The organism is Corallococcus llansteffanensis (assembly GCF_003612055.1).
GTDB lineage: Bacteria > Myxococcota > Myxococcia > Myxococcales > Myxococcaceae > Corallococcus > Corallococcus llansteffanensis.
The window spans coordinates 1-13023 of sequence record NZ_RAWB01000278.1 but is presented as its reverse complement, the minus strand read 5'-3'; the positions used below and the strand labels follow the sequence as shown (position 1 = coordinate 13023).

9 protein-coding genes and 1 pseudogene are annotated in these 13023 nt (G+C 71.2%); 7 read left to right on the top strand and 3 right to left on the bottom strand.

The genetic code is table 11. From position 1 onward, the window contains the following. A partial coding sequence (locus D7V93_RS24345) for a translocation/assembly module TamB domain-containing protein (RefSeq protein WP_208723134.1) occupies nucleotides 1–3907 on the bottom strand: 3907 nt, incomplete at its 3' end. Nucleotides 3908–3933: 26 nt separating this feature from the next. Then, complete coding sequence (locus D7V93_RS24340) at nucleotides 3934–6108, bottom strand: BamA/OMP85 family outer membrane protein (RefSeq protein WP_167509492.1); 2175 nt, start codon at nucleotides 6106–6108, stop codon at nucleotides 3934–3936. Between the two features lie 166 nt (nucleotides 6109–6274). Between D7V93_RS24340 and D7V93_RS24335 the strand changes: the two genes are divergently transcribed. Further along, on the top strand, nucleotides 6275–6574 hold the full coding sequence (locus D7V93_RS24335; RefSeq protein ID WP_120645681.1) for a hypothetical protein: 300 nt from the start codon (nucleotides 6275–6277) through the stop codon (nucleotides 6572–6574). Between the two features lie 76 nt (nucleotides 6575–6650). On the opposite strand, the gene D7V93_RS24330 is transcribed toward D7V93_RS24335, so the two are convergent. Then, complete coding sequence (locus D7V93_RS24330) at nucleotides 6651–8204, bottom strand: 4-alpha-glucanotransferase (protein ID WP_120645680.1); 1554 nt, start codon at nucleotides 8202–8204, stop codon at nucleotides 6651–6653. A gap of 164 nt (nucleotides 8205–8368) precedes the next feature. Between D7V93_RS24330 and D7V93_RS24325 the strand changes: the two genes are divergently transcribed. The 6 genes and pseudogenes from D7V93_RS24325 to D7V93_RS24300 all read left to right on the top strand — a co-directional run. Further along, nucleotides 8369–8953: a DNA-3-methyladenine glycosylase gene (locus D7V93_RS24325; RefSeq protein WP_120645679.1), complete on the top strand. Its 585-nt coding sequence runs from the start codon at nucleotides 8369–8371 to the stop codon at nucleotides 8951–8953. Between the two features lie 35 nt (nucleotides 8954–8988). Next, nucleotides 8989–9618 carry an RNA polymerase sigma factor gene (locus D7V93_RS24320; protein ID WP_120645678.1) on the top strand — a complete coding sequence of 210 codons (630 nt, stop codon included), beginning with the start codon at nucleotides 8989–8991 and terminating at the stop codon, nucleotides 9616–9618. A gap of 65 nt (nucleotides 9619–9683) precedes the next feature. After that, nucleotides 9684–9923 (top strand): anti-sigma factor family protein, encoded by a 240-nt coding sequence (locus D7V93_RS24315; RefSeq protein ID WP_120645677.1) that lies wholly within the window; start codon nucleotides 9684–9686, stop codon nucleotides 9921–9923. After that, on the top strand, nucleotides 9920–10984 hold the full coding sequence (locus D7V93_RS24310; RefSeq protein WP_120645676.1) for a radical SAM protein: 1065 nt from the start codon (nucleotides 9920–9922) through the stop codon (nucleotides 10982–10984). Before D7V93_RS24315 ends, D7V93_RS24310 begins: the two co-directional genes overlap by 4 nt. A 117-nt stretch (nucleotides 10985–11101) precedes the next feature. After that, entirely contained in the window at nucleotides 11102–11725 is a 624-nt protein-coding gene (locus D7V93_RS24305) for a DedA family protein (protein ID WP_120645682.1), read from the top strand. Between the two features lie 85 nt (nucleotides 11726–11810). Further along, nucleotides 11811–13023 (top strand): annotated as a pseudogene (locus D7V93_RS24300) (hypothetical protein); the annotation flags it as partial.

The following is a 13023-nucleotide window of genomic DNA, read 5'->3' as shown; positions in this document are numbered from 1 at the left end:
CCTCCTCCACCGCCTCCGCCTCGGCCTGCGACGTGGGGCCGCCCGCGCCGCCCACGGCGGTGCCCGGCTCGGGGGGATTGCCGCGCGTGCCCGGGGCCGCGTCCGGCTCCTTGCGCGGGTCTCCGCCGGTGGCCACCTGCGTGGGCGCCTGCTGCTTGGGCTTCTTGCGCTTGTCCACCGGCACGCCGTTGCGCACCATCACCACGTCCACGGGGCGCTCCAGCGGCTGCAGGTCCTTGCGCTTGGCCTCCGGCAGCTCGACGTGGGCCTCCGGGATGCTCAGGTCGTTGATGTTGACGAGCCGGTCGGTGAGGCTGCCCTTCATCGACAGGTTCAGCGTCAGGAGGGCCATGAGCTGGTCCTCCACCACGATGGGCAGGTTCTTCGTGTGGCCCTTGCCCTGCAGGATGAACTCGCCGCTCTTGCCCTGGCGGTTCGCGCTGGCCGTCAGCTCCAGCGACCCGCCGCCCGACTTCGCGGTGAGCTGCTTGAGGTCGATTCTCTCCTGCGACGCGTTCAGCGCGAGCTGGATGTCGTGGTACTCGCCGTACCCCATCAGCCCCAGCTTGCCGTCCTTCCACGCCAGGTCGCCCTTGAAGGTGGGCGCGCCCACGGTGCCGCCCAGGCTCGCGTCCGCCTGGATGATGCCGCCCAGCGTGCGCAGATACGGCGAGATGCCGGACAGGAACGACGGGTCGAAGGCGCGCGCCCGCAGCGTCAGCTCCACCGGCGCCCGGTCTACCTTCTTCGCCGGCCCCTGCGCGGCCTGGAACGCGGGCAGCGACAGGTCCAGCCCCATCGTGCCGCCCAGCACCAGCGAACCTCCGCCGGGCGCGGTGAGCATCGCGTCGAAGAGGGACTTCGCCCCGGAGTACGCGTAGTCCAGGCGCGCCTGGCCCAGCGCCGTCTGCGCCACGCCCAGGCCCTGCATGCCCGCGCTCAGCTCAATCTCCGGCGCCTCCGGCGTACCGCGCGCGGCGAGCTCCATGGACAGCACGCCCTGCGGCCCGCGGTTGCCCTGGCCCGGCTGCGCCATGCCGGGGATTTCGCTCAGGGGCACCGGCCCCACGCGGCCCTTCAGGCGGAAGGGCACCCGGCTCACCACCTCGCGGTCCTGGAGCGCGGCCAGCGGCGCCAGCACACGCGCCTCCAGCGTCGCCAGCGGCCCGTTCGGACGCTGCACGTCCAGCGTCACCTTCACGTCCTTGTCGCCCGCGAGCGCCAGCGCGGAGCCGTTGAGCGGCGGCACGCCGTTGACGGTGACCGCGCGCGCCAGCAGCTCCACCCGGCCCAGCGGCGCGAGCGCGGTGCCCGTCACGTCCGCCTTCAGCGTCACCGTGCCGTTCGGCTTGTCCACGCCCTCCATGCCCTGCAGCAGCGTCAGCGGCAGCTCCGCCACCAGCGCCTCCAGGTGCAGCGGCGCCTCCAGCGCCTGCGCGGGCGTGGGCGGCTTCGCGATGACGCCGCCCAGCGTGAAGGGCGTCTTCAGGGCGACGAACGCCTGCGGGCCCAGCCCCTTCACGTCCAGCCGGGCCGCCAGCGTGGCGTCCTCCGGCTGCGAGTTCGCGTGCAAATCAAAGCCGAACGCCTGCGCGAAGAGGGCCTCCGGACGGCCCGGGTAGCGCAGGTCGCTGCCGTTCAGCTTCAGGTCCAGGCGAGGGTCCTTCGCGGAGCCGTTCACCACCAGCGTGCCCGTCATCTGTCCGGTGGGGCCGGGCGCCTGCCCGGCGAGCTTCAGCACCTCCGCGACGTCGAACTTCTCCAGGTTCACCGTCAGGGACAGCGGCTCGTTGCGGCGGCGCAGCACGCCCTGCACCGGCACGTCGAACTGGGAGCTCAGCTGGGCCGCGCTCAGGCCCGCGGACAGCGTGCCGGTGGCGCGGTCCTTCACGTACTGGGCCTTCAGCGCGAGCCCCAGGCCCTCGTAGCCGCGCGCGCGGCCGTCCGCCCAGGTGAGGTCCACGTCCGCGTCCGGCCGGGCCATGCGCCCCTTCGCCGCGACGTGGCCGGACAGCGTGCCGCCCAGCCCCAGGGACTCCGGCACCGCGATGCGCGGCAGCTTCGACAGGTCGAACGCGCCCAGGTCGATGCGCGCGTCCACGCGCTCGCCGTCCTTCACCGCCGCCACCTTCAGCGTCTGCGGCCCCGACGCCAGCTGGAGCGGCGGCGAGAGCGCGATGCGCCCACCCCCGAAGGCCAGGTGCGTGGGCTGCTGGAGCGTCCAGGTGGCCTCCGGCCACGACAGCGTGAAGACGCGCATGGCGAGCCCCTCGTTGTCCGCGTCCACGGTGCCCTGCACGCCCAGCGCGAGCTGCGCGTCGCCCTCCACGCGCACGCTCGCCGTCAGCTCCCGGTTCGCGGCGGTGGTGAGCGCGACGGACAGGTCGCGGAAGGTGCGGCCCCCCGTCTTCAATTCGCTCACGAGCACGGTGGCGTCGGTGGTGAGCGGGCGGGTGACGTCCGGGACGCTGGCCTTGAGGGACAGGTCCTTGATGCCAATGTCGCCGTAGTCCAGCGTGACGAAGTTGCCGTCCACCTTCACGGCCGGCGTGCTCGGCGGACCCGAGACTTGAAGCTCCAGCGAACCGCTGCCGGACAGGGGCGGCACCGTGCCTCCGGGCAGCAGTTTGTCCAGCGCCTGCGACAGCAGCTTCAGGTCGCCCGCGGACAGGCTGCCGCGCGCCTCCAGCTTCTTCGCGGTGCCCTCGCCCGACGCGATGAACGCCGCGCCCGGCATCATCACCCGCAGGTTGCCCACCTGGTAGCGGCCGTCCTTGGCGCTGGCCTTCATCTCGATGGGGCCCACCGACTGGCCCCGGTACTCGGAGGGGGACACGGTGAGGGCCACGTCGCCGTCCAGCGTCTCCACGCTGTCGCCACCGCCGTGCGCGATGAGGTCCGCGGCGATGTTCGTGGGGATGCCGTCCTCCATCAGCTCCGCCAGGTTCACCCCGCGCGCCTTCACGGTGGTCTCCTGCGTGCGGAACGTCTTGAGGTTCGCGTCGCCCGCCACGTCCAGCGTCGCCTTGCCCGCGGTCGCGCCCAGCTTCGCCCGCGCCAGGTCGCCGTCCAGGGACGCGGTGCCCTTCGCTTCGATGGGCACCACCAGCGGGTAGGCGGGCACGAACGCCTTCACCGGTTCGGGCGGCACGAACAGCCGCCGCAGCTCCACCGACGCCGCGGTCTCGCCCGTCTGCTTCGCGCCCAGGTCCGCCTCCACGCCCGCCAGGCCCAGCTGCACGTCCACCGTGCGCGCCAATTCCTGCCCGGACCCCTTGAGCGAAAGCCGCACCGGGCCCGTGAGCGGACGGGTGAGGCCGCCCGTGGCTTCGATGACGCCCGCGAAGTCCTGCGTCGCCAGCGCGTAGTGGCCCTCACCCTTGGCGCCGAACTCCTCCAGGCGCACCTGGCGCTCGCCGCCGTCGGGCAGCTCCTGCTGGAAGTCCACGTAGCCGTGGCTCAGCACGAAGTCCTTCAGGTTGATGCGCAGCTTGCTCTGGCTCTCCGTGGGCGGCTCCTCCGGCTTGGGCTCCCGGGGCGCCAGCGCGCGCATCAGGTTGAGGCCGCGCTCGTCCTGTACGAGGTACAGGCGGGGTGTCTCCATGCGCACCTTCGTCAGGTCCACCTCCTGGCCCAGCAGCGGGAACACGTGCAGCCGCGCCTCCACGCGGGCGATCTCCGCCGCGAGGTCACCTTCGGGCGTGTAGATCTTGATGCCGGTGAGGACCGCGCCATCGCGGTCCAGGTTGAACCCGCCCAGCTCCAGCCGGCCGGCCAGCTGCTTGTTCGCCAGGTCCACGCCGAAGCGCGCGATGCGTGCCGAACCGGCGGCGCTGGTGGCGTAGACGAGCGCGCCCACCACGAGCAGGACGACGAGGCCGATGAGGCCCAGCAGGCCCCACAGCACCCTCCGTCCCCAACGTGCGCGCCTGGTCAAAACGCCTCTCCAATGGAGATGTGGACCGCGCACAGCCCTTCAGGGGCACCCGCGAACGCGGCCTCCGGGGAGGTCGAGGCCTTGTCGAACTTGCGTCCGAAGCCCAGGCATCCACCGGAGGACGGATAGATGTATCCGGGATCGCTGACGGGCAATCCCTGCCCGATGTTCAGACGCCTTGCGATGTCCAGTCGGATGGGTCCCACCACCGTGAGGTAGCGCAGGCCGGCGCCCAACGCATGGTAGTGCTCGGGACCGAACAGCTTGGGCGCGTTCTTGCCCAGGAAGTTCTGCGTCCCCACGAGGCCGGAGTCGTAGAACACGGCGAGCATCAGGCTGTCCGTCAGCATGTAGCGCAGCTCCACGGCGCTTTCGAACAGGCTGTTGCCGCCCACGGGCACGGTGTCCCAGTCGTCCAGGATGGGGTTGCCGTCCGCGTCCACCAGCACGTTGCCGTCGTCGTCCTCCTTGTAGGTGGGCGCCAGGGGCGTCATGGGCGACAGCCGCTGGCCGTTGAAGCCGCGCATGGAGGTGGCGCCACCGGAGAAGAAGCGGGTGACGATGGAGCTCTGGCCGCCGCCCGCCGGGTCCAGCGTGCCCATGCGCAGCTTCACCGCCAGCGTCAGGTCCTTCTTCTCCCCGATGGAGTAGTAGTAGCGCAGGTCCGGCAGGAGCCGGACGTAGTCGTAGTTTCCGAAGAACGGCCCGCCGCCCTTCTGCACGGACAGCCCCACGTAGTAGCCGTCGCGCGGCTCGGTGCGGTCGTCGCGCCGGTCCCAGGCGAACGCCACCTCCAGGAAGCTCAGCGCGACGTCGCACTTTCCCTCCGGGTTGTTGCAGCCCAGGATGATGGGCGGGACGCTCTCGTCCGCCGTCACCTGTCCCTTCAGCCGGTAGAGCTGGAGGTTGTACGAGGGGAAGACGGAGAAGGAGTCGTGGGGCTGCCAGATGACGCCCGTCTTGAGGTAGCCGCCGTAGAACGAGTACGCCTGCTCGAGGCCCTTCTCCGCGGTGACGGAGGCCTGCAGGCGCAGGTCGCGGAAGAGGAAGCGCGGCTGTTCGAACTCGGTGGTGAACTCGAACACCGGACCGTCCTGGGAGTCCTCGTCGTTGCGCAGGCTGGCCAGTACGTTGGGGATGAACGCGTAGCCCAGGCGGCCGCGCACCGTGAGGCGCCGCAGGCCCCCGCGGAAGTTGCGGTTGCTCCACTCGCCCAGGATGCGGCCCTCCTGGCGCGCGGCGTCCACGCCGATACCGCCGCCCAGCCGGATGGAGTGGAAGGGCGACTCGCGCACGTCCACCACCACCGGCACCGTGGCGTTCTGCCGGTCCGGCGCGCCCCGGTTCACCTTCACCGCGCCGAAGACGCCCATCCGGAAGACGCGCGCCTGGGCCTCCGCCAGCGCGGTTTCGCTGAAGTAGTCGCCCTTGTGCACGGCGCCCTGCGTCTGTTCGATGATGCGGCGGGGCGGCACCTGCGGGTTGGCGTCCGTGGCGATGAAGATGTTGCCGAAGCGGTAGCGCAGGCCCGGGTTGATTTGAAGGTCCACGACGGCCTTCTGCGTGGCCACGTCCACCCGCACCTCGCCGCCGACCTCGGCCTCCGCGTACCCCAGGTCCTTGAGCCGCTGCTGCACCAGGTCCTTGGTGACGACCCACGTCTCCTCGCGGAACACGTCGCCCGCGCGCATGGGCAGCTCCTCCAGGATGCGCTCGCGCTGCCGGGGGGACGGCGCGTCCGGCCCCTCGCCCAGCTTCTCCAGGCCGTGGGGCTCGATGCGGTCGATGGTGGTGGGGGCGCCCTCGTTGACGACGACCTTCAGCCGCACGGCCTTGTCGCCGTCGGGCACCACCTCGTTGGACTCCACCTGCGCCTGGTAGAAGCCCTGCGCCTGGTAGAACCGCTCGATGCGGCGCAGGTCCGCCTGCCACGCGTTGGTGTCGAAGTAGTGCGCCTTGCCGAACGGCCAGAACGCGTACCAGGGCGTGGCGGAGGTGAGGATGCGGTCCTTGATGTCCCCGTCGTCCACCTGCTTCGTCCCCTCGATGTCCAGGGACTTCACCTTCGGCCCCGAAGGCGGGGCGGAAGACGTGGTGGCGCAGGCCGTCAGCAGGACGACCAGCGCGAGGGGCACGGCGGAGCGGGAGCGGAGGAGTCGGACGTCGGCCACGCCATGTTTCTTAGCGGAACACCAGCGCCTGACGCGTTTCCCAATGTTTCTTTGTGGCGGGAGTGTCGCATTCCGCGACCTCCAGTCCGGGGTCAGTGTCCTTTAGACCCCGGCCCCGGTCGTGGCGCGTGCAACCGGGCCCGGGGTGCGCCAGATTCGGGGGTCTATGGTCCGGCGAATCGCGATGCTGTTGTCGGCCACGCTGGTGCTCGCCACCGGCTGCGGCGTGGACGAGGACGAGGTGGTGAGGCTCAAGGAGGGCTCGGATCTCTCCGACACCCCCTACTGCGGCTCGCTCGGGTGCGCGGATCCGTTCCGCTACTGCGCGGAGCTGTTCCTGGACTTCGGCCGCTCGCCCCCGCTGTGCGTCGTGGACAACATCTGCGACCGGCTGGAGTGCGTGAAGGAGGGCCGCACCTGCGCCGTCTTCAACGGCTTCCCCGGTCAGGTGAAGTGCATCGACTGAAGGCTTGAGGCGGCCCGCCGCGAGACCCGGGGCCGCTGGGCATCCAGCGGCTCCAGGCAGCGGGCTTCACCTCGGCTCAGCGGCGCGAGGACGCGGTGAGCCACGCCAGGCGCTCCGCGGCGTCCTTCGTCTGCGGCTCCTTCAGGAGCGCGTCCGTGTTCTGGGCGATGCGGTAGGCCCAGTTGGCGTCGCCCATGGTGCCCGGCAGGTTGATGCGGTCGCGGGTGCCCAGCACGTCCTGCCACGGCAGCACGCACAGGTCCGAGCCCGCGTTGAGCGCGGCGGCCAGCGTGGCGCGGTGGATGTCCGGCGTGAACTCGCGCGTCACCGCCACGCCCTGGAACTCCGGCCACACGCGGGCGGCGTTCTGGCGCTCGTCCTCGCGCGCCTGCTCCCACCACTCCGCCTGGGGCTCCGTGTCGTGGGTGCCCGTGGTGACCAGCGACACGGCGGGGAAGCCGTGCGGGTCGCGGTAGGTGTTGTCGTCGCGCTCCCAGCGCAGCACGCGGTAGCCGGGCAGCTTCAGCTCCGCGAGGATCTGCCGCACGAAGGGCGGGATGACGCCCAGGTCCTCGGCGACGATGCCCGCGCCCTCCGACAGCAGGCGGAAGTGCTTCTCACCCTGACGGCGCCACGTGGGCTCGTCCGGCGGCACGAAGTAGCCGGTGGGGTTCTTGTCGTCGCGGATCCACTGGCGGAAGTAGCCCACCGCGTGGTCCACCCGGCGCAGGTCGTAGTAGCTGGCCGCCTTGGCCGCGCGCTTCTTCAGCCACGCGTAGTCGTCCTTCTCCATCGCCGCGAAGTCGAAGTAGGGCAGGCCCCAGTCCTGGCCCGTGGCGGAGAAGTCGTCCGGCGGCACGCCCAGGCGTGCGTCACGGCGCAGGATGTCCGGGTGGGCCCAGCAGTCGGAGCTGTCCTGCCCGATGATGAAGGGCTCGTCGCCGCACAGCAGCACGTCCTTCGCCTTCGCCTGCTGACGCACCTGGTTCCACTGCGCCTCGGCCAGCCACTGGAGCCAGGCGTGGTAGCGCACGCGGCGCTCCACGTCCGGCGTCTGCACGGCCTTCAGCGCCTCCGGCTTGCGCGTGCTCAAGCCTTCGGGCCACTGCCACCAGGGGCGGCGGTTCTCCCGCTCGCTCAAGGTGGTGAAGAGGGCGTAGCTCTCCAGCCACTCGCCCTGCGCCTCGCGCCACTGCTGGAACTCCTGGGCGCGCTTCGTGCGCGGGGTCCACTCGTGCTTCTCGAAGTGGTCGAAGGCGCGCGCGAACGCGGCGTCCTTCAGCGGGAACACCAGGTCGTATCGCACGCGCGGCGCGGCGCGGGCCTCGCCCAGCTTCTGGCGCTGGGCCTCGTCGAGCGCGGCCTCGCCGCCGGTGGCCTGGAACTCCGGCACCTGGTTGAGGTCGATGAAGAGCGGGTTCAGGCCGAACGCGGAGCGCGTGGCGTAGGGGCTGGGGTCGCCCGGCGCGGTGGGCAGCAGGGGCAGGACCATCAGCAGCCGCTGGCGCGCGGCCTTCATCCAGCCGAAGAGGCCTTCCATCGCGCCGAAGTCACCAATGCCGAAGTCCGTCGGGGAGCGCAGGGAGAAGAGGGGCAGCAGGAGACCGGAGAGCCGGCCAGGAGTGGACATGCGGCGCAATCTGCCCCAGCCACGGGCCGGTGTGAACTGCCGTCGCAGGGAGTGTCGCGGGTGCCTGCCTGCAGGGCGCGGGGACCCTCCAGTATTGGACCCGGGGACATGGGAAGCGCTCACCGGTTGACGAACACCCCCCGGAGGCGGGAAGGACCCCGGTCGTGCAAAGGCTCCCTCTCTCCTTCTATGCCCGCCCCACGCTGGAGGTGGCGCGCGACCTGCTGGGCACGCTGCTGGTGGTGGACGGTGCGAGCGGCCGGCGCGTGGGCCGCATCGTGGAGGTGGAGGCCTACCTGGGGGAGCACGACCTGGCGAGCCACTCGTCCAAGGGGCTCACGCCGCGCACGGAGGTGATGTTCGGACCGGCCGGGCGCGCGTACGTCTACCTCATCTACGGCATGCACCACTGCTTCAACGTGGTGACGGACAGGGAAGGGGTGGGGGCCGCGGTGCTGGTGCGCGCCGTGGAGCCGGTGGAGGGGCTGTCCCCGGGCGAGCGCACGGACGGGCCGGGCCGGCTGTGCCGCGTGTTGGGGCTGAACCTGAACCACAACCAGCAGCGGCTGGACTCGGACGGGCTGCACCTCCTGCCGGGCGTGCCGGTGCCGGAGGCGCAGGTGGAGCGGGGGCCGCGGATTGGCGTGGAGTACGCAGGGGCGTGGGCCGCTGAACCCTTCCGGCTGTGGGTCCGGGACAGTGGACACGTCAGCCGCTTCGTCTCCCGGCGGCCTCGCCGTCGGCCTTGACGCGGAACCTTCCGGCTGGTTGGGTGGAAGGCGTCATGTCCCACGAGGCTTCCCAGGAAGAAGACCGGCAGGAAGAAGACCGGCTCCTGCTGGGGCGGGCCCAGGAAGGGGACGTGTCCGCTTTCGAGGCCCTGGTGGGGTTGCACCAGGACCGGGTGTACGGCTTGGCGCTGCGGATGACGCGCTCGGAAGCGGACGCGGCGGAAATCACCCAGGACACCTTCCTTTCCGCCTACCAGCACCTCAAGGACTTCCGGGGCGAGGCGGCCTTCGGCTCCTGGGTGCACCGCATCGCGGCGAACCACGCGCTCATGCGCCTGAGGCACCGGCGGGTGGCCCAGGCGGCGGAGGCGGAGCTCCAGGCGCCCGAGTTCACCGAGCGGGGCACCCTGGCGGACTACCCCGTCACGGACTGGAGCCGGGACGCGGAGGAGAAGGCGCTGGACGCGGAGCTGGGGCAGGCCATCCAGCAGGCGACCGACCGGCTGCCCGAGGGCTATCGGGAGGTCTTCCTCTTGAAAGACGTGGACGGCCTCAGCTACGAACAGATCGCAGAAGTGACGGGGGACTCCATCCCCGCCATCAAGAGCCGCCTGCATCGGGCGCGGCTCGCGCTGCGAGAAGCCATCGACCTGTTCTACAACCGGGACAATCGCGGGGTGTGAAACCCCCAGGGCGCCTCGGCATCTTCGAACAGTAGCGAGGGGAGCCGCAGCCAGCCGAGGTTCGGATGTTTACGTGCAAAGATTCCATCAACCTCCTGCTGGAATTCCTCGAGGGTGAGATGCCTGCCGATGAGGCACGTCATCTCCAGGAGCACCTGTCGGGCTGCAAGCCCTGCGAGGAGTTCATGAGCACCTATCGGGCCACTCCCGGGCTGTGCAAGCGCGCCATGGCGCGGCAGATGCCCAAGGAGGTCTCGGCGAAGCTGACCGAGTTCCTCCGCTCGAAGATCAAGTCCTGCTCGTGAACCTGAAATCACTGTCGCTGCCGGAGCTGGAAGCGGCGCTCGCGCCGGCGGAACCCTCTCCTGTCGCGGTGCGCAAGGTGTTCGCGGGCGTCTTCGCCCACGCCCGTCCCACCGTGGAAGCCGTCGCGCAGGCGCCGCAGGTGCCGCGCCGGGTGGGAGACCTGCTCCGGGCCCAGGCCCAGATGCCGTCCCTGACGGTGGTGGAGCGGCGGCAGGCCGAAGACGGCTTCGTGAAGTACCTCTTCGAGTCCCCCCTGGGGGGCCGCATCGAAGCGGTGCGCATCCCCATCTTCGAAGAGAAGTACGTCGTCTGCGTGTCCAGCCAGGTGGGCTGCGCGCTGGCGTGCGACTTCTGCATGACGGGCAAGCTGGGCTTCCAGCGCAACCTCCAGACCTGGGAGATTCTGGACCAGGTGATGCAGGTGCGGGCGGAGGCGGACCGCCGGGTGGGCGGCGTGGTCTTCATGGGGATGGGCGAGCCGCTGCTCAACTACAAGGAGACGCTGCGCGCGGCGCAGATCCTCTCGCACCCGGCGGGCTTCTCCATCTCCGGCACGGCCATCACCTTCTCCACGGCGGGGCATGTGCCGGCCATCCGGCGCTACACGCGCGAGGGGCATCCGTTCCGGCTGGCGTTCTCCGTGACGAGCGCCATCCCGGAGAAGCGCGCGAAGGTGCTCCCCATCGAGAAGACGCACCCGTTGCCGGAGCTCATCGAGGCCATCCGCGAGTACAGCGAGACGCGTCGGGAGCGGGCGATGATCGCCTACGTGGCCATCCAGGGCTTCAACCTGGGGCGCGAGGACGCGGAGGCGCTGAAGGTCGCGTTCGAGGGCATCCCCATCAAGGTGGACCTCATCGACGTGACGGACCCGACGGGCAAGTACCTGCCGCCCACGGCGGAGGAGTTGAGCGCGTTTCGCGACCACCTCCAGATTTTGAAGGCGCCCATCGCGCGGCGCTATTCGGGCGGCAAGGAGATTGGCGCCGCGTGCGGCACGCTGGCGGCCAGCCAGTACGGCGGCACGGTGCTGCCGTCGCCCGGGGTGGCACCTCGCTAGGTCCCCGAGGCCGGCGTGTTCACCGCCGCGCGTGAGGTGGGGCCCCCGGGTTCCGCCCGGCGGGGATGCGACTTAAGTCTCGCGCGGAGTCCTCCAGGCAAGGGTGTCCCGCGGATGATGTGGATCGAGCACGTCGACAAGCTGATTGGAGCGCTGGGGCCGTTCGGGTTCCTCGTGCTCGGCGTGGCGGCGATGCTGGAGTACGTCGTGCCGCCGTTTCCCGGGGACACCATCGTGCTGCTGGGCGGCGTCTACGCCGTGCGCGGGGAGAAGCCCTGGTGGCTGGTGCTCGCGGTGGTGACGGCGGGCAGCGTGCTGGGCGCGGCCATCAACTACGCGGTGGGGAAGTGGCTGGCGAAGCGCTTCGAGGCGAACCCGGGGCGCTCGTTCTTCGGGCTCACGCACGCGAGGTTGGAGTCGGTGCAGGCGCGGATGCGGCGCGCGGGGCCGTGGCTCCTGTTGGTGAACCGGTTCCTGCCCGGCATCCGGGGCATCATCTTCATCGCGGCGGGGGCGGCGCGCGTGCCCCGCGTCAACGCGCTGGCGCTGGGGGCGGTGTCCGCGCTGGCGCACAGCGGGCTGGTGCTGGCGCTGGGCATGGCGGTGGGCGGCAACCTGGAGCGGCTGACGCTGCTCGTGTCGCGCTACCAGTACGCGGTCATCGGGTTGCTGGGGGTGGCGGCGCTGGGGTTCGGCGTGCGGGCGCTGACGCGAAGGCGTGAGTCCGCCGTGGAGCCGTAGCGGGACCCCCGGAACTGTAAGGGGTCGACCGGGCGGGGTGCGGCGCACGTTGCGCGGGCCCTGTGGGCGCGGTTGAGTCGGGGCCATGCTCCGTGCTCGTGCTCCCTGGTGGCTCCTGGCGCTGCTCGTCTTCAGTGGGTGCCACTGTGGCGACGGCCCCAACGTGGGCAACGCGACCGCCAGCTTCCGGCCGCAGGAGACGGTGGTGGACTTCGGCCGGGTGCTGGAGGGCACCCAGGTGCGCCGCTCGCTGACGCTGGTGGCCACCGGCCGCGCGGGCGTCCAGGTGGAGGCGGCGGCGCAGAGCCCCTTCTTCGTCGTCGTGTCGCAGATCGTCGTGCCGGGCAGCGGCACGGGCACGGTGGACATCCTGTTCAGCGCGGGCAGTACGCCCGTGGAGGGCGAGCTGGTGCTCACCGCGGGCCGCACCACCGCCACCGTGAAGCTCACCGGCGTGGGCGTGCGCCCCCTGGCGTGCGTGCCGCAGGGCGAGTGCCGCGAGTCGCGCTTCGACCTGGAGTCGGGCCAGTGCATCGAGTCCCCGCAGGGCGACGGCGCCAGTTGCATCCCGAGCAGCCGGTGCCAGCAGGACGGCCGCTGCCAGGCGGGCGTCTGCGTGGGGCAGCCGCGCACGTGTGATGACGACAACCCGTGCACGGTGGACAGCTGCTCACCGACGCAGGGCTGTGTGAAGGCGGACGTCGTGTGTCCCGTGCCGCGCGACCCGTGCAAGGTGGGCGTGTGCGACCGCAACGAGGGATGCAAGGTGGTGGACGCGGCCAACTACACCTCGTGCGGCGCGGTGGACTGCAAGGAGGCGAAGGTCTGTCTGTTGGGAACGTGCCGGACGGTGACGCCGCCGGACGGCTTCGTCTGCGCACCCGCGACGCCGTGCCAGGGCGAGGGCACGTGCAGCGCGGGGGAGTGCATGCGGCCGGACGCGGGGGACCTGGAGCCGCTCTTCAGCGCGGAGCTGGGAGGCGAGCCCGTCGCGGAGGAGGGCGGGCCGGTGGTGCTGGCGGACGACGGCACGGTCTACGCGTCGGTGTGCGGAGGGGATGCGGGCTGCCGGCTCGCCGCGTACACGGAGGGTGGGTTCCTGCGCTACGAGTCACCCTACGAGGACGGGGGCGTGAGGACGCTGCTCGCGGCTTCGGATGCGGGCGTGGTGGTGCTCGCGCCGGAGGCCCTGGAGGCGTACGCGCCCCGAGGCGCGGGCGAGCTGCGGTGGCGCACGTCGCTGGCGCTTGGTGATGCGACGCTGGATGGAGGGATTCCGGAGGGCGTGCCCGGTACGG